Annotated in this window: 23 protein-coding genes and 1 pseudogene; 10 read left to right on the forward strand and 14 right to left on the reverse strand. The window is 60.1% G+C overall.

What is annotated here, in order from left to right:
- Positions 1 to 420: 420 nt before the first annotated feature.
- Entirely contained in the window at positions 421 to 1323 is a 903-nt protein-coding gene (locus tag BJ917_RS25665; RefSeq protein WP_096512104.1) for a LysR family transcriptional regulator, read from the reverse strand.
- Positions 1324 to 1452: 129 nt separating this feature from the next.
- Here BJ917_RS25665 and BJ917_RS25670 point away from each other — a divergent pair, with 129 nt between their 5' ends.
- Positions 1453 to 2808, forward strand: a complete 1356-nt coding sequence (locus tag BJ917_RS25670) for an MFS transporter (RefSeq protein ID WP_121105187.1) — start codon at positions 1453 to 1455, stop codon at positions 2806 to 2808.
- The gene (locus tag BJ917_RS25675) at positions 2805 to 4079 is read left to right on the forward strand and encodes a glucarate dehydratase family protein (RefSeq protein ID WP_121105189.1); all 1275 of its coding nucleotides are present in this window, start codon (positions 2805 to 2807) and stop codon (positions 4077 to 4079) included. The genes BJ917_RS25670 and BJ917_RS25675 overlap by 4 nt, the downstream gene beginning before the upstream one ends.
- A 186-nt stretch (positions 4080 to 4265) precedes the next feature.
- Here BJ917_RS25675 and BJ917_RS25680 read toward each other — a convergent pair whose 3' ends face one another.
- Complete coding sequence (locus BJ917_RS25680; RefSeq protein ID WP_121105191.1) at positions 4266 to 5054, reverse strand: alpha/beta hydrolase; 789 nt, start codon at positions 5052 to 5054, stop codon at positions 4266 to 4268.
- 138 nt (positions 5055 to 5192) lie between these two features.
- Between BJ917_RS25680 and BJ917_RS25685 the strand changes: the two genes are divergently transcribed.
- On the forward strand, positions 5193 to 6137 hold the full coding sequence (locus tag BJ917_RS25685; RefSeq protein WP_177435612.1) for an aldo/keto reductase: 945 nt from the start codon (positions 5193 to 5195) through the stop codon (positions 6135 to 6137).
- 154 nt (positions 6138 to 6291) lie between these two features.
- Positions 6292 to 6945, forward strand: coding sequence for a peroxiredoxin (locus tag BJ917_RS25690; RefSeq protein WP_096512099.1), 654 nt, complete (start codon positions 6292 to 6294; stop codon positions 6943 to 6945).
- 124 nt (positions 6946 to 7069) lie between these two features.
- On the opposite strand, the gene yghX is transcribed toward BJ917_RS25690, so the two are convergent.
- The 6 genes from yghX to BJ917_RS25720 form a co-directional block, all read right to left on the reverse strand.
- Positions 7070 to 7957, reverse strand: a complete 888-nt coding sequence (gene yghX / locus BJ917_RS25695) for a YghX family hydrolase (protein ID WP_121105193.1) — start codon at positions 7955 to 7957, stop codon at positions 7070 to 7072.
- 168 nt (positions 7958 to 8125) lie between these two features.
- Positions 8126 to 8527, reverse strand: a complete 402-nt coding sequence (locus BJ917_RS25700) for a heme-binding protein (RefSeq protein WP_096512097.1) — start codon at positions 8525 to 8527, stop codon at positions 8126 to 8128.
- Positions 8528 to 8547: 20 nt separating this feature from the next.
- Positions 8548 to 9765 (reverse strand): glycolate oxidase subunit GlcF, encoded by a 1218-nt coding sequence (gene glcF / locus BJ917_RS25705; protein ID WP_121105195.1) that lies wholly within the window; start codon positions 9763 to 9765, stop codon positions 8548 to 8550.
- 3 nt (positions 9766 to 9768) lie between these two features.
- Positions 9769 to 10833: a glycolate oxidase subunit GlcE gene (gene glcE, locus BJ917_RS25710; RefSeq protein ID WP_121105197.1), complete on the reverse strand. Its 1065-nt coding sequence runs from the start codon at positions 10831 to 10833 to the stop codon at positions 9769 to 9771.
- Entirely contained in the window at positions 10833 to 12332 is a 1500-nt protein-coding gene (glcD, locus tag BJ917_RS25715; protein ID WP_121105199.1) for a glycolate oxidase subunit GlcD, read from the reverse strand. Before glcD ends, glcE begins: the two co-directional genes overlap by 1 nt.
- A gap of 190 nt (positions 12333 to 12522) precedes the next feature.
- Positions 12523 to 14286 carry an L-lactate permease gene (locus BJ917_RS25720; protein ID WP_121105201.1) on the reverse strand — a complete coding sequence of 588 codons (1764 nt, stop codon included), beginning with the start codon at positions 14284 to 14286 and terminating at the stop codon, positions 12523 to 12525.
- A 172-nt stretch (positions 14287 to 14458) separates the two neighbouring features.
- Between BJ917_RS25720 and BJ917_RS25725 the strand changes: the two genes are divergently transcribed.
- Positions 14459 to 14695 carry a hypothetical protein gene (locus BJ917_RS25725; RefSeq protein ID WP_096512092.1) on the forward strand — a complete coding sequence of 79 codons (237 nt, stop codon included), beginning with the start codon at positions 14459 to 14461 and terminating at the stop codon, positions 14693 to 14695.
- 596 nt (positions 14696 to 15291) lie between these two features.
- On the opposite strand, the gene BJ917_RS25730 is transcribed toward BJ917_RS25725, so the two are convergent.
- On the reverse strand, positions 15292 to 15711 hold the full coding sequence (locus BJ917_RS25730) for an organic hydroperoxide resistance protein (RefSeq protein WP_096512091.1): 420 nt from the start codon (positions 15709 to 15711) through the stop codon (positions 15292 to 15294).
- Between the two features lie 236 nt (positions 15712 to 15947).
- Here BJ917_RS25730 and BJ917_RS25735 point away from each other — a divergent pair, with 236 nt between their 5' ends.
- Both BJ917_RS25735 and mdeB read left to right on the forward strand, forming a co-directional pair.
- Positions 15948 to 16382 (forward strand): GNAT family N-acetyltransferase, encoded by a 435-nt coding sequence (locus tag BJ917_RS25735; protein WP_096512090.1) that lies wholly within the window; start codon positions 15948 to 15950, stop codon positions 16380 to 16382.
- 117 nt (positions 16383 to 16499) lie between these two features.
- Positions 16500 to 19199, forward strand: a complete 2700-nt coding sequence (gene mdeB, locus BJ917_RS25740; protein ID WP_121105203.1) for an alpha-ketoglutarate dehydrogenase — start codon at positions 16500 to 16502, stop codon at positions 19197 to 19199.
- Between the two features lie 17 nt (positions 19200 to 19216).
- Here mdeB and BJ917_RS25745 read toward each other — a convergent pair whose 3' ends face one another.
- From BJ917_RS25745 to BJ917_RS25760, 4 genes are all read right to left on the reverse strand, one after another.
- The gene (locus tag BJ917_RS25745) at positions 19217 to 19963 is read right to left on the reverse strand and encodes a hypothetical protein (protein ID WP_121105205.1); all 747 of its coding nucleotides are present in this window, start codon (positions 19961 to 19963) and stop codon (positions 19217 to 19219) included.
- Between the two features lie 306 nt (positions 19964 to 20269).
- A complete protein-coding gene (locus BJ917_RS25750; RefSeq protein WP_121105207.1) occupies positions 20270 to 21160 on the reverse strand; it encodes a DUF2950 domain-containing protein in 891 nt (296 codons plus the stop codon).
- A 26-nt stretch (positions 21161 to 21186) separates the two neighbouring features.
- The gene (locus BJ917_RS25755) at positions 21187 to 22725 is read right to left on the reverse strand and encodes a DUF3300 domain-containing protein (RefSeq protein ID WP_121105209.1); all 1539 of its coding nucleotides are present in this window, start codon (positions 22723 to 22725) and stop codon (positions 21187 to 21189) included.
- Positions 22726 to 22911: 186 nt separating this feature from the next.
- Entirely contained in the window at positions 22912 to 23487 is a 576-nt protein-coding gene (locus BJ917_RS25760) for a hypothetical protein (protein ID WP_096512085.1), read from the reverse strand.
- A gap of 276 nt (positions 23488 to 23763) precedes the next feature.
- Here BJ917_RS25760 and BJ917_RS25765 point away from each other — a divergent pair, with 276 nt between their 5' ends.
- Complete coding sequence (locus BJ917_RS25765) at positions 23764 to 24054, forward strand: hypothetical protein (RefSeq protein WP_096512084.1); 291 nt, start codon at positions 23764 to 23766, stop codon at positions 24052 to 24054.
- 247 nt (positions 24055 to 24301) lie between these two features.
- A pseudogene (locus BJ917_RS32415) lies at positions 24302 to 24712 on the forward strand (NUDIX domain-containing protein); the annotation flags it as partial.
- On the opposite strand, the gene BJ917_RS32420 reads toward BJ917_RS32415, so the two are convergent.
- On the reverse strand, positions 24704 to 25033 hold the full coding sequence (locus tag BJ917_RS32420; RefSeq protein WP_256658575.1) for a DUF2834 domain-containing protein: 330 nt from the start codon (positions 25031 to 25033) through the stop codon (positions 24704 to 24706). The pseudogene BJ917_RS32415 and the gene BJ917_RS32420 overlap by 9 nt on opposite strands.
- Before the next feature lie 108 nt (positions 25034 to 25141).
- Here BJ917_RS32420 and BJ917_RS25775 point away from each other — a divergent pair, with 108 nt between their 5' ends.
- Positions 25142 to 25957: a helix-turn-helix domain-containing protein gene (locus BJ917_RS25775; protein ID WP_121105213.1), complete on the forward strand. Its 816-nt coding sequence runs from the start codon at positions 25142 to 25144 to the stop codon at positions 25955 to 25957.
- Positions 25958 to 26014: the final 57 nt, after the last annotated feature.

The raw sequence follows: 26014 nt of genomic DNA on the forward strand, positions 1-26014 counted from the left end.
AGAAACGCAAAAGGCGCCATGCGACCCTCCATCGAAACGGGGGTTACACGGCGCCTTTGTCGTATAAGTGCAATCTGCGTTGACTGCGTATCGGGTATTGCAAGTGGCGGGCCAGAACAGGCATTTAAATCTGTAGGAGCCGGCTTGCTGGCGATGGCGGCGTATCTGGCACCGCATTGTTGACTGGGCTGCCGTATTCGCCAGCAAGCCGGCTCCTACAGAAACTACCGTTTTCATGCACTTTTTTATTGCGATGTTCGTTCGGGATGCACCAGCTCATGGCGAGCGACACCGAACCCTGTGGGAGCGAGCCTGCTCGCGAAAGCGGTGTATCAGGTACAGATGATGTGACTGACACTCCCTCTTCGCGAGCAGGCTCGCTCCCACAGTGGAGGCTGTGTTGTCGATGAGATCACGGATCTAGGAGCCCCACCCCTCACGCACCGCCCGCCGAATCCCCTCCAGCAACATCGCGAACGCCGGGTTGTCGTTGTTCTCGCGCCAGATCAGGTGCAATTCGCTTTGCACCCCCTCGCCCAGGTCGATGTCGCGGAACACCACGTTCTTGAACACCACGCTGGTGGCGCAGCGGGGCACCAGGGCCAGGCCCATGGCGGCGTTGACCAGGGCGAGGATGGTCAGGGACGAGCCGAGCCATTGCACATAATCCGGAGCGACGCGGGCCGAGCGCAGCGTGCCGGTCAGCAGTTCGTTGAAGGGCGGGTAGGCGGCGTGGGAATACATCAGGAACGGTTGGGCGTCGAGGTCCTTGACCGATACGGTGGCAGCCGTGGCCAATGGATGGGTGCTCGGCACCGCCAGCACAAAGGGCTCGCGTACCAGGCATTCGGTGGAGTAACCGGGTTCCAGCAACGGCGCGCGGGCGATGCCCAGGTCGATGCGGCGGGCGCGCAAGGCTTCGTGTTGCTGGTAGGTGTTCATTTCCGACAAGTCGATTTTGACGTGGGGCTGTGTGAGCCGTGCTTCGGCAATGACCTTGGGCAGGAACTCGTACACCGCGCTGCCAACGAAACTTATGTTAACGGTGCCGATGTCGCCCTCGGCAAAGCGCCGGGCGGTCACCGCCGCTTGCTGGGCGCGCTCCAGCAGGTTCTGCGCTTCGATGAAGAACGCGCGGCCGGCGGCGGTGAGGGCGACGCTGCGGGTGCTGCGGGTGAACAGCTCAACCCCCAGGTGATGCTCCAACAACTGAATCTGCCGGCTGAGCGGCGGTTGGGTCATGTTCAGTCGCTCGGCGGCGCGGCGGAAATTCAATTCGGTGGCCACGGTGGTAAAGCAACGCAGCTGAGTCAGTTCGAACATTGATCTAATCCAGGTATCAATCGAATGCCAAGTTAGATTAGACGGGATCAATACCCGCGTCCATGATCGGCCCAGGCCTGAAGCCATCCCAAGCTATCCCTAAAAAGAACAATGACCGGGAGTCGCCCCTTGAAAACCCTCCAGAGTCCACCCGACCCGAATGTGCTCGCCCGCGCTGCCGCCAGGGTCAAGCGCCACGTGTTGCCGCTGTTCGTGATCATGTTCATCGTCAACTACATCGATCGGGTCAACATCGGCTTCGTGCGCAGCCACATGGAAACCGACCTGGGCATTGGCGCTGCGGCCTATGGCCTGGGTGCCGGGTTGTTCTTCGTCGGTTACGCAATCTTCGAAGTGCCGTCCAACATGTTGCTGCAACGCTACGGCGCCCGCGCCTGGCTGACACGCATCATGTTCACCTGGGGCTTTGCCGCGATGGCGATGGCCTTCGTGCGGGGAGAAACCAGTTTCTATGTGCTGCGCTTCATCCTCGGCGCCGCTGAAGCGGGCTTCTTCCCCGGCATCATTTACTACTTCACCCAGTGGCTGCCCTCGTCCGAGCGCGGCAAGGCCATGGCGATTTTTCTCAGTGGTTCGGCCATCGCTTCGGTGATTTCCGGCCCGGTGTCCGGCGCGCTGCTGCACATCAACGGCTTGAGCCTGCACGGTTGGCAGTGGATGTTCCTGATTGAAGGCTTCGCGTCTATCGTCCTTTGCGCTTTTGTCTGGTTCTGGCTGCAATCCCATCCACGGGAAGCGAAGTGGCTGAGCGAGGAAGAAAAGACCGCCCTGACTGCCGCCATCGACCAGGAACAACAGGCCCGGGAAGCCGCGCAGACGGTCAAACCGTCGATGTTCAAGTTGCTGGCCGACCGGCAGATCGCGCTGTTCTGCTTCATCTACTTCTCCATCGCCCTGACCATTTACGGCGCCACGTTCTGGCTGCCGAGCATGATCAAGAAAATGGGCAACCTCGGTGACTTCCAGGTCGGCCTGTTCAACTCGATTCCGTGGATCATCTCCATCGTCGCGATGTACGGCTTCGCCGCCATGGCCAGCAAGTGGAAATACCAGCAGGCCTGGGTCGCGGTGACGCTGGTGATCGCCGCGTTCGGCATGTTCATGTCCACCACCGGCGGGCCGGTGTTCGCCTTCGTGGCCATCTGTTTCGCCGCCATCGGCTTCAAGGCGGCCTCGGCGCTGTTCTGGCCGATTCCGCAAGGCTATCTGGATGCCCGCATCGCCGCGGCGGTGATCGCCCTGATCAACTCCATCGGCAACCTCGGCGGCTTCGTCGCCCCGACCGCGTTCGGCTTTCTGGAGCAGACCACCGGTTCCATCGAGGGCGGCCTGTATGGCCTGGCCGCCACATCGCTGATCGCGGCGGTGGTGATCTTTTTCGCCCGCACCGCACCACGGGGCAACGCAAAACAACCCATCAATCATCAAGCCCTGAAATCTGATCCAACGGGAGCAGCCTCTTGAAAATCAAACGAGTCACCGTCACCCCCATCGCCTTCCGTGATCCGCCATTGCTCAATGCCAGTGGCATTCACGAACCCTTCGCGCTGCGCTCGATCATCGAGATCGAAAGCGACAATGGCTATATCGGTCTGGGTGAAAGCTACGGCGACGCTCCCGCGCTGGCGATCCAGCAGCAACTGCAAAGCCAGTTGATCGGCCTTGATCCGTTCAACCTCAATCAACTGCGTGCGATCGTGAAGGCCACGGTGGCAGCGAACAAACCGGCAAGCCTGGCCGGCGCAGAGCTGGCCCCCGGTTCCCACGCCAGCAAAGCGGTGAGCAATGCCTATTCGGCGTTCGAAGTGGCGTTCCTCGATTTGCAGGCGCATTCGTTGAACGTGCCGCTGGTGGACTTGCTGGGCGGGGCGATCCGCGACGAGATTCCGTTCAGTGCCTATCTGTTTTTCAAATACGCCCGGCACGTCGATTCACCCTACAAGCCCGACAATTGGGGCGAGGCGCTGAACGAAGAGCAGATCGTCGCCCAGGCACGGCGCATGATCGAGGCCTATGGCTTCAAGAGCATCAAGCTCAAGGCCGGCACGCTGCCGCCGGAGCATGAAGTGTCGTGCATCAAGGCGCTGAAAAAAGCTTTTCCCGGTTATCCGCTGCGCATCGACCCGAACGGCAACTGGTCGTTGGAAACTTCGATCCGCATGGCCGAACTGCTCGGCGATGACCTGCAATATTACGAAGACCCGACGCCAGGCCTGGATGGCATGGCCGAGCTGCACAAGCGCACCGGCCTGCCGCTGGCGACCAACATGGTGGTCACCGATTTCGACGAGTTCCGCCGCAGCGTGGCGCAGAACAGCGTGCAGATCGTCCTCGCCGACCACCATTACTGGGGCGGCCTGCGCGACACCCAGGCGTTGGCGAAAATGTGCGAAACCTTCGGCCTTGGCGTGTCCATGCACTCCAATTCGCACCTGGGCATCAGCCTGATGGCCATGGCCCACGTCGCCGCTTCGGTGCCGAACCTCGATTACGCCTGTGACACCCATTACCCGTGGCAGGAGCCGGACGAAGAAGTGATCAAGGGCGGCAAGCTGCCGATCGTCGACGGCTGCGTGAAAATTACCCGCGCGCCGGGGTTGGGCCTGGAGCTGGATCATGATCAGTTGGGCAAGCTGCATGACCAGTACCTGAGCTGCGGGATTCGTCAGCGCGATGATGTGAAGCAGATGCAGCGGTACAAGCCGGAGTGGAAGGCGGTTAAACCGCGGTTTTGATTGCATGTGGCAACTTTTGGTCCGGGAAGCGTGGTCGCGCTTGCCCGGACTTTTTTTGCCAGGCGAACCACTTTTTGCGCGGGGACAGGATTTGGCAGTCTTATCTCGATTTTGTGGGAGCTGGCTTGCCAGCGATGGCGGCCTCGAGATCGCTATCGCTGGCAAGCCAGCTCCCACAGGTCCGCGTTACAGTCCATCCGCCAGCAATCTGAGGTATTCAGGGCTTTCACTGATCGAATTGTGCCCCGTGCCCGCAATCACCTGCAGCGTCGCCACCCCAGCAGGGAAATGGCTAAGGAGCCGCTGGGTGCTGGAAGGCGGAATGACTTCATCAAGCCCGGCGGCGATCAGTTTTGTCGGCACCGCGATGTGTTCGGCATAACGCCAGGATTCGTATTGATCCTGCAACAACCACTGCACGGGCAACCAGCGGAACTGGCGGACGGCGAGTTCCTCCAGGCTGTTGTAAGGCGTAATCAGCAACAGCTTCTGCGCCGGGCGAACACTGGCCAGGCGCACGGCGACGCCCGAGCCCAGGCTGCGACCGACCACGGCAATCTGCGGATGCTCGGCGTAGACCTTGTCGAACAAAGCCATGGCATCGCGGGCAATCGCTTCTTCGGAGGGCGAGCCGCTGCTGCCGCCGTAGCCTCGGTAATGCATCAAATACAGGGCATGTTCAGGGAAAGCCTGGGAAAAACCAGGCAAGTTGCGCGAAACGTCCTCGGCGTTGCCACCGAAATAAATCAGCGCCTTGGGACCCCGGTGCGGTCGTATCGAGACCTGTACCTGCACGTCGTCGACGGGCAACGTCAGCAGCGTTTCGGCTGAGCCGACGGCGCGGGGTTGCGGGTAGTAGATGAGCGTGCGCTGGAATACGAACAGCGCGGCACAGAGCGCCAGGTACAGCGCGGCGGGGATGACGACGAGTAACACCAGGGTTCGGGACATTCGGCTAACGTTAGTGGGCGGCATTGACGGCTCCGGGGTGCCGTCAGAGTGTAGCTGGCGGTAAAGGAGGGCACCGATGCCCGGTATTGGTCGCTGGCAGCTACGCTGATACTGGCAGCAAACGCAGCGCGCCACACCTGATCAAGGGGTGAGGGACATGCCATGAGCCATCCGGATGGTTTCACCCGCAGGAAACTACTCACGCTGGCTGCCGGTGTTTCGGCGGCCTTCACGTTCGGTCCGGCGGTCGCGCAAGCCACGCTGTCGACGGGAACAGGAGGCAAGACCATGCAGACCCGGGCCATTCCTTCCACCAACGAGCCACTGCCGATCGTCGGGCTGGGCACCTACCGCGGGTTTGATGTCTCGCCCCAGGATCAGGCCTATAAGCAGCTGCCCGCCGTGCTGCGTGCGTTGTTCGAGAAGGGTGGGACGCTGATCGACTGCTCGCCGATGTACGGTCGTGCCGAAGAGAACACCGGTGAATTGCTGTCGATCCACGAACCGCGCTCGCCGGCGTTTCTGGCAACCAAGGTGTGGACCCGGGGCCGCGAGGAAGGCATCGCCCAGATGGAACAGTCGTTCCAGCTGTTGCAAACCGACCGTATCGACCTGATGCAGATTCACAATCTGCTCGACTGGCAAACCCATTTGCCGACCTTGCGCCAATGGAAGGAGCAAGGGCGCATTCGCTACATCGGCATCACCCATTACACCGCTTCGGCTTATGAGGAGGTGGAGGCGGTGCTCAAGGCCGAGCCGCTGGATTTCCTGCAAATCAACTATGCCCTGGATGATCGTGGCGTCGAGAAACGCATCCTGCCGCTGTGCCGGGAGCGGGGCGTGGCGGTGATCTGCAACCGGCCGTTCGGTGGCGGCGGCCTGATCACTCGGCTCAAGGACAAGCCGCTGCCCGGATGGGCCGCGCAAGTCGGGGTCAAGAGCTGGCCGCAACTGGCACTCAAATTCCTGTTGTCACATTCAGCCGTGACCTGCGTCATCCCCGGCACCGGCAACCCGCGCTACATGGCGGAAAATGCCGGGGCGGGATTCGGCCCGATGCTCACCGATGCCCAGCGTCATCAGCTGATAGCGTTGGTGGAGTAGGTACTGATGCAAGGCGTTACAAGTGACTGAGCAGGTTTGCGGCGTGCCGTGGAACCTCTCCTATACTGTTTCGCGTCAACCGTTCCCCATGCCGTTGGAGCAGCGTTCGAGCTTCCGGCGGCGCCCCCTGTCCATTACTGCAAGGAGATCGATCATGGCAATCCGTATTGGCGACGAAGCACCGGACTTCACCGCCGAAACCACCGAAGGCACGCTCAATTTTCACGAGTGGATTGGCGACAAGTGGGCCATCCTGTTTTCCCACCCAAAGGACTTCACCCCGGTCTGCACCACTGAGCTGGGCTACCTGGCCAAGCTCAAGCCTGAGTTCGACAAACGCAACACCAAGATTCTGGGCTTGAGCATTGACCCGGTCAGTGACCACAACAGATGGGTCGGTGACATCGCCGAAACCCAGGGCAATGCCGTCAACTATCCGCTGATCGGCGACGAAAACCTGGTGGTGGCCAAGCTCTACGACATGATCCACCCAAATGCCAGCGGCGGTTCGCGCACGGCGGTGGACAACGCCACGGTGCGTTCGGTGTTCCTGGTCGGCCCGGACAAGAAGATCAAGGCGATGCTGATCTACCCGATGAGCGCCGGGCGCAATTTCGATGAAGTGCTGCGATTGCTCGATTCGTTGCAACTCAACGCCAAACACACTGTGGCGACCCCGGTGAACTGGCGTCCGGGTGAAGATGTGATCATCCCGACTTCAGTGTCCGATGAAGATGCGAGGAAGAAATACCCGGATGGCTTCAAGACTCTGAAGCCTTACTTGCGGACCGTCGCACAGCCCAAATAACCATCACCTTTAGATCGCCATCGCGAGCAGGCTCGCTCCCACAGTGGATCTTCAGTGGACGCGGAATTTTTGTCCGACAAAGAATCACTGTGGGAGCGAGCCTGCTCGCGACGAGGCCCTCCCATCACACTAGATACTTTCGAAACCACCCCAACGTCCGGTCCCACGCCAGTTTCGCCGCCGCCTCGTCGTAACGCGGCGTCGAATCGTTGTGAAAACCGTGGTTCACGCCGGGGTAGATGTAAGCCTCATAGGTCTTGCCCCCAGCCTTCAACGCCTGCTCAAAGGCGGGCCACCCCTCGTTGATCCGCGTGTCCAGTTCACCGTAGTGCAGCATCAGCGGTGCCTTGATCCGCGGGACATCCTTGGCGTCCGGTTGCCGACCATAAAATGACACGGCGGCACCCAGTTCCGGATAGGCCACCGCCGCCGCATTCGCGACGCCACCGCCGTAGCAGAAGCCGGTGATGCCGACCTTGCCGCTGCCGGCCTCATGGTTCATCAGCCATTCCACGGCGGCGAAAAAGTCATTCATGAGTTTTTCGGGATCGATGCTGGCCTGCAGTTCCTTGCCCTTTTCATCGTTGCCGGGATAACCACCGACCGAGCTCAGTCCGTCCGGGGCGAGGGCAATGAAACCGGCCTTGGCCACACGCCGGGCGACATCTTCGATGTAAGGGTTGAGCCCCCGATTTTCATGCACGACCACCACCGACGCGAGTTTGCCGCTGGCCTTGGCCGGGCGCACCCGATAGCCGCGAACCTGCCCATGGCCCTTGGGGGAAGGGTAGGTGACGTACTCGGCGAGGATGTCCGGGTCGGTGAATTCGACCTGTTCGGCGAGGGCGTAATTCGGGCTCAGGGAGGCCAGCAGCGCGCTGGCGGTCAAACCGCCGAAAGCGAACAACGCCGCCCGGTCGAGAAACTCGCGCCGGTTGATCAGGCCGTGGGCGTAGTAGTCGTAGAGTTCCAGCAGTTCCGGGGCAAAGTCTTTCGCGGTGAGACGGGGCATCTGTGCGCTTCCTCTTATTCGGCTGGATGTCTGGGCTGAATGGGCTCTATTGATGAAATGCGTTCCTTGTGGGAGCGAGCCTGCTCGCGAAAGCGGTGTATCAGGCACATGGATGCTGGATGTGCCGCCGCATTCGCGAGCAGGCTCGCTCCCACAGTGGATATCCATTTACTTCAAACATTGCGCACCAGCTTTCGCCACCTGCGCATCCTGCTCGGCCTTGACCCCGGACACACCGACCGCGCCGATCACCTGGCCGTCGACGATGATCGGCACGCCACCTTCCAGGGAGGTCAGCAGTGGCGCCGACAGGAAGGCCGTGCGCCCGCCATTGACCATCTCTTCATAGCCTTTGGATTCACGGCGGCCAAGGGCTGACGTGCGCGCCTTTTCCGTGGCGATGTAGGCACTGATGGGCGCGGCGCCGTCGAGACGTTCGAGGGCCAGCGGGTGGCCGCCGTCATCGACCACCACAATGGTCACCGGCCATTGGTTGGTTTGGGCTTCGGTCCGCGCCGCAGCGAGGATCCGGCCGACTTCGGCCTGGCTCAGCATGGCTTTGCTTTTCATGGGCGATCTCCGGGATTCGTCTAAGGCAAGGCGTCTTCCACCAGTTCGATCCAGTGTCGGACCGGCGTGCGACCCGCGCCGTCGAGGTGTGACTGACAGCCGATATTGGCCGTGACTATGACTTCGGGGTAGCCGCTTTCCAGCGCATTCATCTTGTTGTCGCGCAGTTGCCGGGATAGTTCGGGCTGGGTCAGCGAATAGGTGCCCGCCGAGCCGCAGCACAGGTGGCCGTCGGGCACGAAGGTCAGGTTGAAGCCCAGGCGTTCGAGCAGCGTTTCCACGGCACCGCCGAGTTTTTGCGCGTGCTGCAGGGTGCAAGGGCAATGGAAGGCCACGCGCCGGGCATTGTGTATGCCGAGTTTTTCCAGCGGCTCGGCACGCAATACTTCGACCAGATCTTTGGCCAGCGCACTGACGGTTCGGGCCTTGTCGGCATAGGCCGGATCGTTGCCGAGCAGGTGGCCATAGTCCTTGATGAAAGCGCCGCAACCGCTGGCGGTCTGCACGATGGCCTCGGCACCTTGTTCGATCATGGGCCACCACGCATCGATGTTATGGCGGGCACGGTCAAGACCGGCAGCCTGGGCGTCCAGGTGATAATCCACGGCGCCGCAACAACCGGCCTCGCGACACGGCGTGACGCTGATCCCCAATCGATCCAGCACCCTCGCGGCGGCTGCGTTGGTATTGGGCGACAGGCCCGGTTGCACGCAACCTTCGAGCATCAACACTTGCCGCGCATGGCGCGTGGTGGGGCGCGGTTTGCCCGGCGCTACGCTGCGCGGCAATTTGCTTTGCAGCGCATCGGGCAGCAGCGCCCGGAACACCTGGCCGCTGTTGACCAGGCCCTTGAACAGGTCCGGGTGCGGCACGACCTTGCGCAAGCCCTCACGCAACAGACGCTGGCCGAGCGGGCGCGGCACCGCCGCATCGACCACGGCACGGCCGATGTCCAGCAGGTTGTGGTAGTCCACGCCCGACGGGCAGGTGGTTTCGCAGTTTCGGCACGACAGGCAGCGATCAAGGTGCAATTGGGTTTTTTGCGTGACCTCGTTGCCTTCCAGCACTTGTTTGATCAGGTAAATGCGCCCTCGCGGGCCATCCAGCTCATCGCCCAGCAATTGATAGGTCGGGCAGGTGGCGTTGCAGAAACCGCAGTGCACACAGGTGCGCAGGATGCTGTCGGCCTCTTCGGCGCGGGGCAGTCGGCGGGCCTTTTCGCTCAAGGTGGTCTGCATGGTTCAAAGCTCCGCGTACAGGCGACCGGGGTTGAAGATGCCCTGGGGATCGAGTTGCTGCTTGAGGCTCTGGTGGTAGCGCATCAGGGCGGCCGGCAGGGGCTGGAACGGGCTGTCGATCAAGCCGTGGCTGTAGCAGGTCACGTGGCCGCCAACCTCATCGACCACTTTGCGAATGAAGGGCGCTTGGGCGTCGGATTTGAGCCAGCGCTGGGCACCACCCCAGTCGATCAATTGCCGACCGGGCAGGGACAGTTTTGCCGTGTTGTTGGGTAGTGACAGGCGCCAGAGCGGCTGATCCTCATCGAAGAAAGGCAAGCGTTGCTCGTTGAGGTCGGCCCAGTACGCACTGTCCAGCCGTTCGCCACCCAGGCGGTCATGGGCCGCCGCCACCGAGCCTTCGCCGCCCTCGAGCCGCAGGTTCAGGCGCTCACCGTCATGGCACGCGGCGCTGATCGGCAGCGGTTGCTGGCCCCATTGGGCGAGGTACTGCAAGGCGCGATCGCTGTTCATTTCCAGGCTGATGCTCAAGCATTGCCGGGGCTTGGGCAGCACCTTCAACGAGACTTCCGTGATCAGGCCCAGGGTGCCGTAACTGCCGGCCATCAACCGCGACAGATCGTAGCCGGCGACGTTCTTCATCACTTCGCCACCGAAGCGCAGATGCTTGCCCAGCCCGGTGATGACCCGAGTACCCAGGACAAAGTCCCGCACCGAACCCGACCACGGGCGCCGTGGCCCGGACAGCCCGCAGGCGATCATGCCGCCCACGGTGGCGCCGTCGCCGAAGGCGGGTGGTTCGCAGGGCAGCATCTGTTGCGCAGCGTCGAGCACTTGCATCAGTTCAGCCAGCGGCGTGCCGCAGCGCACGGTGACCACCAGCTCAGTCGGGTCATAGCTGACGATGCCGCGGTGGGAGCGGGTGTCGAGTATCTCGCCGGCAACGATACGCCCAAGGAACGCCTTGCTGTTGGAACCTTGAATGCGCAATGGCGTGGCGTTTTCCAGCGCCTGGTTGACCTGTTCCAGCAATACTTTGCTGTCATCGACATCGCCTGTAACGTGCATCAGAAACGCTCCAGGTCAGGGAAGGGCAACTGCCCGCCATGCACGTGCATCGCGCCGAATTCGGCACAGCGGTGCAGGGTCGGGATGTTCTTGCCGGGGTTGAGCAGACCGCCCGGATCGAACGCTGCCTTGACCGCATGGAACAGGGTCAGCTCATCGCTGTTGAACTGTGCGCACATCTGGTTGATCTTCTCGCGGCCCACACCGTGTTCTCCGGTGATGCTGCCGCCGACCTTCACGCACAACTCCAGAATCTTGCCGCCCAGGGTTTCGGCGCGATCCAGCTCCCCCGGCGTATTGGCATCGAACAGAATCAGCGGGTGCATGTTGCCGTCGCCGGCGTGGAACACATTGGCCACCCGCAGGCCGTATTCGTTTGACAGTTGGGTGATGGCTTTCAAGACGCCGGGCAATTCGCGACGGGGGATCGTGCCGTCCATGCAGTAATAGTCCGGCGACAAGCGGCCCACCGCCGGAAAGGCATTCTTGCGCCCGGCCCAGAAACGCACGCGTTCGGCTTCGTCCCTGGCCAGGCGTACTTCGGTGGCACCGGCCTGTTCCAGCACCTGGCGCACACGGTTGCAATCGTCGTGGACGTCGGCTTCGACGCCATCGAGCTCGCACAGCAAAATGGCCTCGGCCTCTATCGGGTAGCCGGCGTGGATAAAGTCTTCGGCGGCACGGATGGCCAGGTTGTCCATCATCTCCAGGCCTCCCGGGATGATACCGGCGGCAATGATGTCGCCAACGGCTTGGCCGGCCTTTTCCACCGAGTCGAAGGCCGCCAGCAACACCTTGGCGGACTGCGGTTTCGGCAAGAGTTTGACCGTCACTTCGGTGATCACCCCGAGCATGCCTTCGGAACCGTTGAACAAGGCCAGCAGATCCAGCCCCGGCGAGTCGAGGGCGTTGGAGCCCAGGCTCAGGCATTCGCCGTCGACGGTGAGGATGTCGATCTTGAGCACGTTGTGCACGGTCAGGCCGTATTTCAGGCAATGCACGCCGCCGGCGTTTTCGGCGACGTTGCCGCCGATGGAGCAGGCGATTTGCGATGACGGGTCCGGCGCGTAGTACAGGCCGTACTGCGCGGCGGCTTGGGAAATGGCCAGGTTGCGAACCCCAGGCTGAACCCGCGCGGTGCGGGCGTCGGGGTCGATGTGCAGAATCTGGTTGAAGCGTGCCATCACCAGCAGCACGCCTTTTTCCAGGGGCAAGGCGCCGCCGGACAGACCGGTCCCGGCCCCCCGGGCAACCACCGGCACCTGCATTTCATGGCAAAGCTTGAGCACGCCCTGAACCTGCGCAATATCACGGGGCAGTACCACCAGCATCGGCGTGGTGCGGTAAGCCGAGAGGCCGTCGCATTCGTATGGCTTGAGTTCTTCGCGCTGATGCAGGATCTCAAGCGCCGGCAACCGCGTTTGCAGGGCCTGCAATAACGCGTTCCTGTCGACGTCGGGCAGGGCGCCGTCCACGCGTTCGTCGTAAAGAATGTTCATCGGCGTACGACACTCGTTTTGTTGTTATGTGAGGTCTGTTTCCGGAAACCAATATCTATCCTATCCCTGTGGGAACGAGCCTGCTCGCGAAAGCGTCAGGTCAGTCGCCATTGATGTTGAATGTGCTGACCCCTTCGCGAGCAGGCTCGCTCCCACAGGGGAGGGGTGAAAGGTCTGGATACGGGTCGATTCAATGCCCACCCACCACCATATGACTGAACGGCGCCACATACGCCTGCAACGTCACCAGGCCGCCCACCAGAATGGCTAGCACAATCGAGTGGAAGAACACGTAACGCAGGATTTCCCCTTCGTGGCCGTACCAGCGGGTGGCGGTGGAGGCGACCACGATCGATTGGGCATCGACCATCTTGCCCATGACCCCGCCGGAACTGTTGGCGGCGGCCATCAACACCGGGCTGAGTCCCAGTTGTTCGGAGGTGACCCGTTGCAAGCCGCCGAACAGCACGTTGGACGCGGTGTCCGAGCCGGTCAGGGCCACGCCGAGCCAGCCGAGCAGGGTGCCGAACATCGGGTAGAAAATCCCCGTCGCGGCAAAGGCCAGGCCCATGGTGGCATCCAGTCCCGAGTAGCGCGTAAGGAAGCCCAGAGCGAGCATCGCGGTGATGGTGATCAACGAGTAGCGCACGACCCAGATCGTTCGCAAATACTGTTTGATCAATTGCGGGATGGAATAGCCCATCAGCAATCCGCCGACAATCGCTGCCAGCAGGATGCCGCTGCCGGTGGCGGTAAACCAGGTGAATTTGTACACCGCGTCTTCGGTTTTAGGCGCGGGCACCACCGGCGGAACCTTCTCGATCTGCTGGTGGATGGTGGTGAACGTCAGGACCGGGGCGAAGACCGGGTTGGCTTCTCGCAGCGGTTTGCCTTGAGGGTCGAGTTTGGCCGAGCTGGTGGCCGGATCGATTGCCGGGCGGGTATCGAAGCTGTTTTTGAAACCCTGGGTACCCCAGGCGAACACGAAGATCGTGAGGATGATCCACGGCATCCAGGCACGCATGACCGCCGGCTTGGCCTCGTTGGCAAACATCCCGCTGGCGACGGGTTTTTCGTCGTGCTCCTGGGCGATTTTTGAGTTGTCGATCCGCCCGGACAGCGCGGCGGAGGTGTGCACGGTGGCCGGCTTCCAGACCTTCAGGAAGCCGGTCAGGCAGGCCATGGAAATCAGTGCGGCGATCACGTCCACCAGCATCGGTCCGTGATAGTTGGAAACGATGAACTGCGGGATGGCAAAACTGACCCCGGCGATGAGGATCGCCGGCCAGATTTCCAGCATCTTGCGCCAACCGGCGAAGGCCCAGATCAACCAGAACGGCACAATGACCGAGAAGAACGGCAATTGCCGGCCAACCATCATCGACAATTCCATTTCATCCAGCCCGGTGACTTTGGCCAGGGTGATGATCGGTGTACCCAGCGCGCCGAACGCCACCGGCGCGGTGTTGGCGATCAACGCCAGGCCTGAGGCCGCCAGCGGCGAAAAACCCAGCCCGATCAGAATCGCCCCGGTTACCGCCACCGGCGTACCGAAGCCGGCGGCGCCCTCAAAAAAGGCGCCGAAGCAGAACGCGATCAGCAGCAGTTGCAGGCGACGGTCGTCGGTGATTCGCGCCAGGGAGTCCTGCAGCACTTTGAACGAGCCGTTTTCCGTGGTCAGCCGGTGCAAAAAGATGATGTTCAACACGATCCAGCCAATCGGCAGCAAACCATTGGCGGCCCCGTACAGTGCCGCCGAACCGGCCATGTTGGCGGGCATGCCGAAGGCGAAGATGGCGATCACCAGCGCCGAGGCCAGGGCGAGCAACGCCGCCAGGTGTGCCTTGACATGAAAAAATGCCAACGAAGCAAGCATCACCACCACCGGCACTGCCGCCATGACGGTTGAAAGCACCGGGTTATTGAACGGATCGTAGATTTGCTGCCAGACCATGTTCCACCTCTGCTTCTTATTGTTGGAAATGCAGACCCCCGTGGGGGGAGGTGGCTTGTAGTATAGGTGGCATTACGCCGCTGTCCTTTTGTCTCATGAGCCCGCGCTATTTCGATGGCCTGAGCTAGCATGGCCAATAGGGTCGATCACCAGCAATGGGAGGAATGCCGCGATGACAGAGCGTCATGAGGAACACAAGGAGACGCTGTCGAACGGATGCAGTATCAGGGTCAAGGCCGAGATTTTGAAAGACGGCTCGTTGGGGATGTTCATCGGAGTCTACCGGCCGGATGGTTCGGTCATTGATGAGAACCACGATCCGAAGCCCCATATGCTGGACATGGAAGCGGCGATGGATTGGGGGATTGATATTGCCAAGGGGATTGGCAATAGCCAGCGCACGTTGTAGTGGCTGGCTTGCAGTAAACCTGTGGGAGCGAGCCTGCTCGCGATAGCGGTTCCACATCTATGTTGAATGTAAAACGGTATTCGCGAGCAGGCTCGCTCCCACAAGAGATCTTCGTTGTCAGAGGGTGGCCCGTTGACGTTTTGCGCATAGCATTTTTCTTTCCTGCGGCATTTTCCACAGGATGAAATCGGTCTAAAAACACCGTCGCATTCTGTGAGCACTTTGCTAATCTAGACCTTGTAGGTGAAAACGCAGACTGATGCGCAAGCGGATAGCGAGGAAGCGTGGGGCGCGTTCCGAAGGGTACACGGTTAGAAAGATCTCCGCGCTGAGATCCAGCCCTTATGCCGTGTGAAGCAGGACAGCGCATTGCTGTACCTGTGGGAGTCCTGATAAACCTCGTAAGCCAGAGACCAGCGCTGGCCACCTACTAAACCCACTAGAGCCCGCCTTGCGCGGGCTTTCTAATGCCCGTCGGAAATTGGATGCGGCTTTTTTGTGGGACCGAGCCTGCTCGCGAAGAGGCCATCACATCCAACATCCATGCTGACCGACCCACCGCTTTCGCGAGCAGGCTCGCTCCCACAGAAGGGCGGTTAAATCAGATTGATCGTCACGTCGATGTTGCCCCGGGTCGCCTTGGAGTACGGGCAGTTCTGGTGCGCGGCATCCACCAGGGTGCGGGCCAGCACCGGGTCCACGCCCGGCAGGCTGACATTCAGGCGCGCCTGGAGGAAAAACGCGTTGTCGGTCTTGCCCAGGTCGATTTCGGTGGCGACGCTGACGTCAGCCGGCAAGCTGACCTTCAACGCCACAGCGGCTTTGCCCATGGCACCGATGAAGCACGCCGACCAGCCGGCACCCAGCAGTTGTTCGGGATTGGTACCACTGCCGGAAGAACCGGGAGGGGAAAGCTTGACGTCCAGACGTCCATCGTCACTGCGCGACTCGCCTTGGCGGCCGCCGGTGGTGACGGTCTTGCCGGTGTACAAAACGGTTTCGATTTGATTGATCATTGGGGGCTCCTGAAGGTTGTTGGCACTCGGGCCTGGATGTCGCTCAATGGGTCGACCCCTGCACTTTTTCACCTTCATGTACGCCACGTGTGTCCTGAACCGGCGCGGGCGTATCGCTGTGTAAAATCATCCGGCAAACCTACACAGTGATACAAATCATTGACTGCGCATCGTCACACAACCGCCTCACGGCTTTTGCTAGCCTGCGCCCTCCGTCACTCAACAGGCGCCTTCCAATGTTCACTCTGCGTGTCATGACCATGGACGATTACGATGCGGTGATCGACCTCATGTGCCATACCCCGGGCATCTCCCTGCGCGATGCCGACTCCCGCGAGTCGACATCGCGTTACCTGCAGCGAAATCCGGGCATGAGTTTCGTGGCCGACATAGACGGCACCCTGGGCGGCTGCGTGATGTGCGGGCATGACGGTCGCCGAGGCTACCTGCAGCACTTGCTGGTCCTGCCCGAGCACCGTGGTCAAGGCATTGCCAGCGCGTTGGTCGAGCGTTGTCTGTCGAGCCTTGAGCGACAAGGCATCCTCAAATGTCATCTCGATGTATTCAAGACCAACGAGACAGCCGCTCGCTATTGGCAAGGCCAGGGGTGGCAGCTGCGCGATGATATCGACCGGTATTCGTTTATCCGGTCGGGGGACCGGAATGCGTGAGAGCACCTACAGACCAGCGATGAATGCCAGTCATGTGCTGCAATTTAGCGAAAGTCGACCATATTGACTGAAGCATCATGGTTTCCGAGCGTCGCCCGACACTTGCAGGAGTTGCCCATGAACCCGCCCGACAGCCCTGCCCAATTACCGGGCCAGGCAGCAGAAGATCTCCAGGAAATCGCCGAATGGCGTGATGCCTTGCGCTCGGTCATCGCCCATGGCGGCACAGCCCAGGCGAAAAAGATCCTCGACATGCTGGTGGCGGTGGCAAGCGAGTCGGACATCGGTTGGCGGCCCAGTCATGGCACGCCTTACATCAACACCATCAGTGTCGAGCATCAGCCGGTGTTTCCGGGGGATCTGGCCATCGAAGAGCGACTGGCCTCGATCATGCGCTGGAACGCGCTGGCGATGGTTGCCAGGGCCAACCATGCCTATGGCGAACTGGGCGGGCACATCGCCAGTTATGCCAGCGCCGCCGACCTGTTCGAAGTGGGTTTCAACCATTTCTTCAAGGCCCGCACCGAAAGCAGCGGGGGCGATCTGGTGTTCTATCAGCCGCACTCGGCGCCGGGCGTCTATGCCCGGGCCTTTCTCGAGGGACGCCTCGACGAGCAGGATTTGCAGCACTATCGGCAGGAAATCGGCGCAAAGACCCAGGGTGCACGGGGCTTGTCGAGTTACCCGCACCCCTGGTTGATGCCGGACTTCTGGCAGTTCCCGACGGGGTCCATGGGCATCGGTCCGATCAGTTCGATCTACCAGGCGCGTTTCATGCGTTATCTGCACCACCGGGGCCTGCAAGACACCACGGGCCGGACCGTCTGGGGCGTGTTCGGCGACGGTGAAATGGATGAGCCGGAGAGCATGTCGGCGCTGACCCTGGCCGCACGGGAGGGGTTGGACAATCTGGTGTGGGTGGTCAATTGCAACCTGCAGCGGCTGGACGGGCCGGTGCGCGGCAATGGTCGCATCATCGACGAGCTGGAGGCACTGTTCGGCGGGGCCGGCTGGAACGTGATCAAACTGGTCTGGGGGTCCGATTGGGACGGGTTGTTTGCACGGGATACCGATGGCGCGCTGGTGCGGGCGCTGTCCAGCACCGTCGATGGTCAGTTCCAGACGTTCGCAGCCAAGGACGGGCGCTTCAATCGCGAGCAATTCTTCGGTCAGAACGAAGCATTGGCGCACTTGGCCCAGGACCTGACCGACGAGCAGATCGACCGCCTCAAGCGCGGTGGACACGACGTGGTGAAGATCTATGCCGCCTACCGCAGCGCACTGCTCGAAGACCGCAAACCCACGGTCATTCTGGCGCAGACCAAGAAGGGGTTCGGCATGGGTGATGCCGGGCAGGGCCGGATGACCGTGCACCAGCAGAAGAAGCTCGACAGGGAGGCACTGATCGCGTTTCGCAACCGTTTCAATCTGCCGTTGACCGATGAGCAGGCCGCCGCGTTGAGCTTTTTCAAACCCGACGAAGACAGCGCCGAAATGCGCTATCTGCATGAGCGTCGCCGGGCGTTGGGCGGGTACATGCCCGCGCGATCCTCCGCCTGCGAGCCATTGGCCGTCCCTGGCATCGACAGCTACGGTGCCTTTGCCATCGCCGCCGCCGACAAGGAAATGTCCACCACCATGGCCTTCGTCCGGATGCTCGGCGGATTGCTGCGGGACAAGCAACTGGGGCCGCGCATCGTGCCGATCGTGGCCGATGAAGCGCGTACGTTCGGCATGGCCAGCCTGTTCAAGCAGATCGGCATCTACTCCAGCGTCGGCCAGCGATATGAACCGGAAGACATCGGTTCGATCCTGAGCTATCGGGAAGCCCTGGACGGGCAGATTCTGGAAGAGGGCATCAGCGAGGCCGGGGCAATCAGTTCCTGGGTGGCAGCCGCGACCAGTTACTCGGTGCATGGCCTGCCGATGTTGCCGTTCTACATCTACTACTCGATGTTCGGCTTCCAGCGCGTCGGCGACCTGATCTGGGCGGCGGCCGATCAACGGGCCCGGGGCTTCCTGCTTGGGGCCACCGCAGGGCGCACGACGCTGGGGGGCGAAGGCCTGCAACACCAGGACGGCAACAGCCACCTGATGGCGTCGACGGTCCCCAACTGCCGCGCCTACGACCCGGCATTCGCCGGCGAATTCGCAGTGATTCTGGACCATGGCATGCGCCAGATGCTGGAGCGTCAGGTGGACGAGTTTTACTACGTCACCTTGATGAACGAGAACTACCCGCAGCCCGACCTCCCTGAAGGTGTCGAACAGGCGATCATCAAAGGCATGTACCTGTACGCCCGACAGGAAGCAGAAGGTGCCCGTGGCCGCGTGCAGTTGCTGGGCTCCGGGGCCATCCTGCGCGAAGCCATCGCCGCCGCCGAGTTACTGGCCCGCGACTGGAACATCGATAGCCAGGTGTGGAGCGTCACCAGTTTCACCGAGCTGGCCCGTGATGCCCGTGATGTCGAGCGCTGGAATCGCTTTCATCCAGAACAACCGGCGCGCCAGAGTCACGTTCAACAATCACTCAACGACACGGCGCCGATCATTGCCTGCACCGACTACGTTCGCGCCTTGCCTCAGTTGATCGCCAGTTATCTGAATGCCCGTTACACGGTACTCGGCACCGACGGCTTCGGACGCAGCGATACCCGCCACCGGCTGCGCACGTTTTTCGAGGTGGACCGTCATCAGATCGTGTTGAGCGCGTTGACGGCGCTGGTGCACGAGGGACTGCTCGATGCCGGTGTCTGCTCCGAGGCGATTGCCAGATACGGCATCGATGTCGAGGGGGTGGCGCCTTGGCAGGCGTGAAGGCTGGCTTCAAGCCGTTAAAAGACGAAACCCAGTTTTACGCCATATTCATCCCTGGTTTGTTTGTCCAGGTCGGTGACTGCAAATTGACCTTCCAGGTCATATTTGAAGCGGTTGTAGTACAGGGAGGCGATCAACGGAATTGATCCTTGCCGGTTAAACAGGACACTCAACTCGACAAAAGGATTACTGCTATCTTTCACATCCAGGTTTTCGCTATTGACGCCATGGAGTTTCAGTTGTGAGTCACCGTTTATAAACTTTCGAATGCCCGCTTCAAGGCGCAGGGTTGAAGTGCCGAATTGATGATTGTAGCCAATCGCGGCTTTAGCGAAAGGCGTGCGACTGGTCAGATCAATGTCGTACTTGTTAGAGTCCGGGTGAAATCGATTCCATTTGTACCCTGCGCCCAGCAAGATATCTATAAAGTTGCGGGTATCCAAAGCCATTCTCCAGCCAAGATCCAGGTCGGCCTGGGCATCCTTTACTTTCTGATTCTGCTTTTCCGAGTACTGCCCACTGAGTTCTGCCTGGTAAACAAGCCCGCTCTGTGCCGTCATCTTGTTGCCAAAGTTAAGAAAAAGCCCTCCTTCTGGCATGTGCTCGGTGTTCGTGCTTTTGTGTCCCTTGAATTCAAGCACGCTGTAGCTTCCAAGCAAGCCAAATGCGAAAACCGGTTCCGTTGGAGAAGCAGCGTAGGAAAGTGTGGGCAGGGTTCCTGCGATAAGCGTGGTGACAACAGCAGCAAGATTGGTTCTTTTCATAAGAACTCCATCAGTGCACTACTGGTCTGGAGTAGACCGATTACTTACAACCATAGTCGCTTTTTTGCGTTGGACTAGTTAACGAAAGTATTAGTTGTTAAGGCGGGTTCTCTCGAGCCAGGAAGGGCGATGAAAGTTAAATTAAGTATGTTGTCGCAGGAGAGCTACAATCAATGGTCTCTAATAAAAGTTCGGAAGCGATACCCCCGGAGTCGATAAAAAGCCAAGCCGTGGAAACGGCAACGCCCTGAATAGTCAGGGCGTTGTATAGGCGCTAAGTTTGTTTATCGCCAAGCCAGATAAATATTACTCTTTTTGATCGACGGTCACTTCTTTCCAACTGTCATCCGGATCGAAACGCTTCATCGACTTCGCCACTTTGTCACCCTTGGGTCCCAAGTCTTTCTCGAATACCTGTCCTTCGTGACTGATCATGAAACTCATCACGCCGGTGTCATCGTATTTTGCCGGCCAGGCAATCAGTGCAAAGCCGCGGCTCATCTTGTCGCCGATGAGGTAGCTGTAAGCGCCACCGGGTGCCGACGGGCCTTGTCCCTCAAGGATGCGGAAGTGATAACCGTGCCAGTCTTCACCGACTTTAGCTGTGCCGAACAGGGGACCCAATGGACTGATCTGGCCGCTATCATCGTCTGCCCAATACAGCCCGTCGTGCATGCCGGGTGTGCTGAAGATTTTCTGCGCATATTCGAGTGCGCCGTCACCGTCACGATCCACGGAGGCGTAGTCCATCTGGGCGTCGTGATAGGTCAGCACCGATTGCACTGCGGCGAGTTCGTTGCTGCCAATTCGACGCGCACGGATTTCGGCGCTACCGGCCTTGATGTCGAAGCGCCAACCATTTTTGGCCTTGATCATGGGGATCGGCAATGTCCAGTGATCACTGCCGACCGCCAGCACTGCCTTGCGCTCGCTGGGTTTTTCGATGTCATGTTGCTCGTGGTACAGCTTCAAAAACGCATCCACGTCACTGCGTTGTACGCCGCCTCGCGGTATGTAAATGCGCCAGTCTTCACCCAACAGCTCTGTCAGGCGTGCCTGGTCGGCGTGTTTCGTACCCAGTGCTTCGACGAACGCTTGCGCGGCTTTTTCCGGCGTTGGAAATGCCTGCTGCGCCATGGCAATGCATGACCACGCCAGGCCGAAAGCGATTGCCAGAACACGAGGGAGCAAGTCCATGGGTACCTTCACTCGAAGATGGATGTTCAACGCCGGCCCCCCCCTCGTTGTCGCATGGGTGGGCTGGACGGCCTGCTGATCTGACGACCGGCAGATCGCTCGGCACTCGGGCGCAGGGCGGATGCCTGGCTGGAGCGACCACGGGCAGCTTGCAGGTTGGTCTGCGACGGTGACCGCGCGCCGGCGAATGCGTTGTTGCGGGCACTGCCGGGACTGGCGGCCGGTCGTTTTTGCGTAGCCTGGCGCGCCTGCGGGCTTTCCTGTCGACGCTGATTGGTCTGAGCGGTCTGTCTCCCGGGCTGCTGATTGTCCCGAATGTTCCGGTTTGTGCCCTGGCTCCTGTCAGATGCCCTTGGTCTGTCCGCACCGGCTGTGCCCTGGCCCCTGTCAGCCGCCCTGGGTCTGTCAGCACCGGCTTGCATCCGATTACCGACCGAGGCATCGGACTGCGCTTTGCGCGCGTGATCCCGGGCCTGGCGATTGCTGGTGGCAGGTCGTTCGATACCGGCCCTGTCCATGGAACTACGGGCGTTTTCTCGAGCCTGGGCTCGTTGGGCATTGTCCCCTCGAAAAGCTTCACGCTGATTGGCACCGTTCAGTTGACGGCCGTACTGTTCCCGGCTCCTGTTGTCGCGATAAGGCACGCCATCGCGATGCACTGCGTTGTGCTGCCATTTGTTCTGGTTATTGGTGATCTGGTTGTTGCGATTGATGTTGTTGTAACGATTGACGTCGATGTCGACGTCGTTATTACCCCAGTCACAATCACCCCATAACGAGGCGACGATAGCCACACCGGTCCCAAACGCCAGCCCGGCCACCAATGCCGAACCGGGGTAGTAAGCGGGCGGCGGTGGATAGTACGCGGGCGGCGACGCAGGATAGGGCCAGGTGCCGTAGGTGGTTGTCGGGTTGTAAGTGGGTACGTACACAACCTGTGGATCGGCGGGCTGAATGATGATGGTGGAACTGCTGCTGGCAGGCGCAGGGGCGGGAGCAGGGGCCGAAGAAGTTGTTGGCGCAGGTGCCGGTGGCGCCACCGCCTGAACCGTCACATTCTGATATTGGTTGCTCTGGAGGTTGCCGGCGGCTTGCGCCTGGCGGCGCAAACGTTGCACACCCCCCATGACATCGTCCGGTTGCGCCAGGAAGGCATCGCCCAGGCGCTGTACCCAGACGGGATCCTGTCCCAGCGTTGCCAGGACCTGTGGGAAGGCAACCAGCGCCTGTACGCTCGGATCCCAGGTCTGGTTCGCCACTTGTTTGACCGCGTCATCGCCCTTGGCGTCCGGATGGGCCTTGGACCAGGTGACCGCCTCGGCGATTTCCCCCGGGTATGTGGAAGCCATCAGGACCTGTGCCAGCAGTGGGTCCGGGTAAAGTGCAATGGGAGCCAGCATTTGATCCAGCTGCTCCTGGGTAAATACGGCATCTTTGGCCGCTGCCGTCACGGGCGCTGTAGCGGCAGCGTTTGCGGGAGCGGGTGCGTCCACTGGCTGCGCCAGGCATGTAGATCCACTTAGAAACAGTACAGCTGACACCGCGTAAAATAATGAAATACGCATTGCGCCTTACCCCTATGTGGTCAGGCAGGCATGGATTGACCGGATCAACGTCAGGCACTGAAAGCAGGCAACCTCGTTGCCACTCACTAATGGTAGCAACATATTTTGTTGCCATGGATCCAGATCCTATTTTCCATCATTGGCCCTGAACGGAGCCCGGCAGCCCGCGATGCCCAGCCGATGTGACTAGCGTGAAGTTTTGACATGCATGACTTCGGTGTAGATGGCGTTGATCGTCTGACCCACCTGGAGCTTCTTCATCCGGACCTGGAGCTTGGGGTCCTCGACCTTCAGGACGGTCTCTTTACCTTCTGGAGGAAGCAAGGTCACCTCATGCCGTTTCAAATCAATGTGGGTGATCTTCGAAGTGACCTTGACCTGACGAACCGCTTCACCACCCGGATTAGGATTGTCCTTGGTGGCCCGGATGGTCATGGATTCGTTGCTGACGCCCGGCGCGCCGTCGACATCGGTGTCGAGCACGTAGGCAACTGAGCGAATAACGTGAATATCGACCGTGTCGCCGACTTTCAAATTGTGCAGGGCTTTGGCTTTGTCCGTGAGCTGGATGGGCACCGGGCTTTTGTCGGGGCCTTCTACAGTGACCTGATAGTTCGCCGGATCGACGGCTACTACCCGCGTAACGATGTGGCCTTCCATGGAATGGCTACCCAACGGCACATCGGCTGCACGGGCAAAACCGGCGGTGGAGATGATCGAGGCAAGGGCAACCACGCAGGTAAGGGAGCGGATCGGTTTCATCGGCCTGTATTTCCATGTGATGGCTGACAGATCAGCGCGATGGATCTTGGGTCAGAGCACGTTGCACCCCAAGCATAGTCATTGATCGCTGATGTGTCCGGGGCGTTTGAAGTGGCCCGGGCAGGGTGCTTGCGGCTTCAACCGGTGGTCGTTGCCTTTGGCTTGTCACCGGCGCGTGGCTAAGCTTAATAAATCGAGGCGAATTGAAACTTGGGTGGTACCGGTCATCAACGGATCTGGATCGGCATCAAGACGGTGCCCCCAAAGGAGACGAAAATGTATGCGGTCATAAGAACCTACCTGGGTGCAGGCGCGAGGCAGCTGTTCGCGCTGCTGGAAGAGCGCAACACGGACGTCGAAGCGACCCTGCGGACAGTGCCAGGTCTCGTCAGCTACACACTGTTGAATACGGGTGATGGCGGCACGTCGGTGACTGTTTGCACGGACAAGGCCGGCAGCGATGCGAGCTTGAAAGTCGCACGTGAATGGATTCAGAAAAATGCATCGCATATCCACGCGGAGCCGCCGATCGTAACGGAAGGCCCGGTGGTTGTGCAGATCAAATAGTGCGTCCTTGCGATTGATCTCACGACACTATCGCTGTCGCGGGTTTTGTGTGTTTGCTTCGCAGAGATCTGATCGTCCGCGAACCATCGGGTTGTGTTTGATTGCAGTGGAAACGAACGACGGGGCGGGGCCTTTTCAGCCTGTCTCGGGAGGCAGAAATCGACCTGAGGCGGGCATCTGGATATCTGGCCGCGCGTAAGGGATAAGGCCGTAAGATGTGTGCTTCATTGCCGATAAGGAAGTCGCCATGTCACCGAACAAGGCTTGCCCCGTCATCCTCTCCAGTATTCCTGGCACACACATCCTTCTGTTCCGCCATCCAATAGCAGGCGTACAACTGGTCAAAGGGACAATCGAGACAGGTGAAACGCCAGCTCAGACCGCTCTGCGTGAATTAAGCGAAGAATCAGGCATAAAAGCCGCCTCGGTTGTCAGCGATATGGGCTGCTGGGACGCTGTGCATCTGGACCAGATATGGTCATTTCAACTGTGTTGCACGCAGGCGCTTTTGCCGGAGCAATGGACTCATCACACGCTCGATGACCATGGTCACACCTTCAGCTTTTTTTGGGCTCCGCTCGATGATTTGCCGTTTGCCGACTGTCATCCGGTCTTCCGTCGAGCCTTACGGCACCTGACTGCCGCGCTTTCAGCGCAAGGGTATGTATTGCCCGCGCGGCCCCGCAACCCCCTTGACCACGATGTACAGGAGTGGGCCTATGGAAACGAAAATGAGCGTAAGCAACAGGTACGGCAATGCACCAAGCCACGAACCGCCTCTCGACCTTGTGTCGTTAATCATCCAGAGGCAAGCGAGCGCCGCCATCAGATAGAGATCGATGACTACTTGCGCGGTGTCAGGCCGGGACATTAACTCCAAACCAAAGGCAAAAAGCGACTGTTCTGCCATCAACAACGTCCAGCCGGTATAGAGCGAAAAAATCAGTAACACGGGTAGTGCAACGTAGACGCCTTTCATGTCCTTCTCCTTGGTGGGTAGCGTCTACACAGTAGTGATAGTGTTGCTCGTCTCACAATGACCTGAGAGGTCATAGACACTCTTCACATGGACAGTCAGAGTTGAATAATGGGCCAGCACTCCTTTCATCCTACGTATTCAGTCGCCAGTAATGCCGCTGGCGAGCACCTACGACGCCTCCGTCAGCAAGCGGGGCTCAGCCAGCTAAATCTTTCCCTGTTGGCAGGCATATCTCAACGTCACCTTAGCTGCGTCGAGACGGGTCGTGCCAAGGCCAGCCCTGGCACATTACATGCGCTATTAACAGCCCTCGATGTACCTCTCGAGCACTGCAACGTAGTATTCATTGCGGCTGGCTATGCGCCGCGCTACGTTGCTTCTGCGCTGGACGCTCCGGCATTGGAGGTTGTCCACGTCGCGATCGATCACATTCTGCAAGCCAACAATCCTGCACCAGCCATTGTCATTAACAGCAGCTGGGACATCACCGCAGCCAACGCCAGCGCGGGATTGCTATTCGAAATGGCCGGTGTTTCAGTGGCTGGTGAGTCAGGTCTCAACCTGCTGGATACCCTGTTGCGTCCCGGCGGCTTGGGTGATTGTCTGGCGAATGCGCAAGAGATACGGGCTATTGCTTGGCAACGCGCCGCAAGGGAATCCGCCAGCAATCCCGATTTGGCTCGCCTCCTGGAAGACCTGGCAGGGCCGAAAGAAATACCACTGCACGTCCCACCGTCACCCTTGATACTGACTCGAGTGCGCACCGAAAACGGGGAACTTCGCTTTCTATCCACATTTACAACTTTCGGAATGCCGCTCGATATCACGGTAGCGTCATTGCGCATCGAACATCTTGTCCCCGCCGATGCTCATACCTGGCAAAGGATGAAAGCAGCTTATGACCAGTGGTTGGCGGCTAGATGAGCGAATCGCCCTGGCGTCCTTCCAGGACTGCCTCATGCAGCCAATTCAGTCAGGTAT

Source organism: Pseudomonas sp. WPR_5_2 (genome assembly GCF_003634475.1).
GTDB lineage: Bacteria > Pseudomonadota > Gammaproteobacteria > Pseudomonadales > Pseudomonadaceae > Aquipseudomonas > Aquipseudomonas izuensis.

Bases quoted from the DNA above. Each gene is read 5' to 3' on its own strand.
- BJ917_RS25760 (WP_096512085.1), bottom strand. From the start codon at position 23,487: ATGAAACCGATCCGCTCCCTTACCTGCGTGGTTGCCCTTGCCTCGATC.
- glcD (WP_121105199.1), bottom strand. From the start codon at position 12,332: ATGAACATTCTTTACGACGAACGCGTGGACGGCGCCCTGCCCGACGTC.
- BJ917_RS25755 (WP_121105209.1), bottom strand. From the start codon at position 22,725: ATGCGTATTTCATTATTTTACGCGGTGTCAGCTGTACTGTTTCTAAGT.
- BJ917_RS25720 (WP_121105201.1), bottom strand. From the start codon at position 14,286: ATGGTCTGGCAGCAAATCTACGATCCGTTCAATAACCCGGTGCTTTCA.
- mdeB (WP_121105203.1), top strand. From the start codon at position 16,500: ATGAACCCGCCCGACAGCCCTGCCCAATTACCGGGCCAGGCAGCAGAA.
- BJ917_RS25680 (WP_121105191.1), bottom strand. From the start codon at position 5,054: ATGCCGCCCACTAACGTTAGCCGAATGTCCCGAACCCTGGTGTTACTC.
- BJ917_RS25730 (WP_096512091.1), bottom strand. From the start codon at position 15,711: ATGATCAATCAAATCGAAACCGTTTTGTACACCGGCAAGACCGTCACC.
- BJ917_RS25750 (WP_121105207.1), bottom strand. From the start codon at position 21,160: ATGGACTTGCTCCCTCGTGTTCTGGCAATCGCTTTCGGCCTGGCGTGG.
- glcF (WP_121105195.1), bottom strand. From the start codon at position 9,765: ATGCAGACCACCTTGAGCGAAAAGGCCCGCCGACTGCCCCGCGCCGAA.
- BJ917_RS25725 (WP_096512092.1), top strand. From the start codon at position 14,459: ATGACAGAGCGTCATGAGGAACACAAGGAGACGCTGTCGAACGGATGC.
- BJ917_RS25690 (WP_096512099.1), top strand. From the start codon at position 6,292: ATGGCAATCCGTATTGGCGACGAAGCACCGGACTTCACCGCCGAAACC.
- BJ917_RS25745 (WP_121105205.1), bottom strand. From the start codon at position 19,963: ATGAAAAGAACCAATCTTGCTGCTGTTGTCACCACGCTTATCGCAGGA.
- BJ917_RS25775 (WP_121105213.1), top strand. From the start codon at position 25,142: ATGGGCCAGCACTCCTTTCATCCTACGTATTCAGTCGCCAGTAATGCC.
- glcE (WP_121105197.1), bottom strand. From the start codon at position 10,833: ATGCACGTTACAGGCGATGTCGATGACAGCAAAGTATTGCTGGAACAG.
- BJ917_RS25685 (WP_177435612.1), top strand. From the start codon at position 5,193: ATGAGCCATCCGGATGGTTTCACCCGCAGGAAACTACTCACGCTGGCT.
- BJ917_RS25700 (WP_096512097.1), bottom strand. From the start codon at position 8,527: ATGAAAAGCAAAGCCATGCTGAGCCAGGCCGAAGTCGGCCGGATCCTC.
- BJ917_RS25765 (WP_096512084.1), top strand. From the start codon at position 23,764: ATGTATGCGGTCATAAGAACCTACCTGGGTGCAGGCGCGAGGCAGCTG.
- yghX (WP_121105193.1), bottom strand. From the start codon at position 7,957: ATGCCCCGTCTCACCGCGAAAGACTTTGCCCCGGAACTGCTGGAACTC.
- BJ917_RS25665 (WP_096512104.1), bottom strand. From the start codon at position 1,323: ATGTTCGAACTGACTCAGCTGCGTTGCTTTACCACCGTGGCCACCGAA.
- BJ917_RS25735 (WP_096512090.1), top strand. From the start codon at position 15,948: ATGTTCACTCTGCGTGTCATGACCATGGACGATTACGATGCGGTGATC.
- BJ917_RS32420 (WP_256658575.1), bottom strand. From the start codon at position 25,033: ATGAAAGGCGTCTACGTTGCACTACCCGTGTTACTGATTTTTTCGCTC.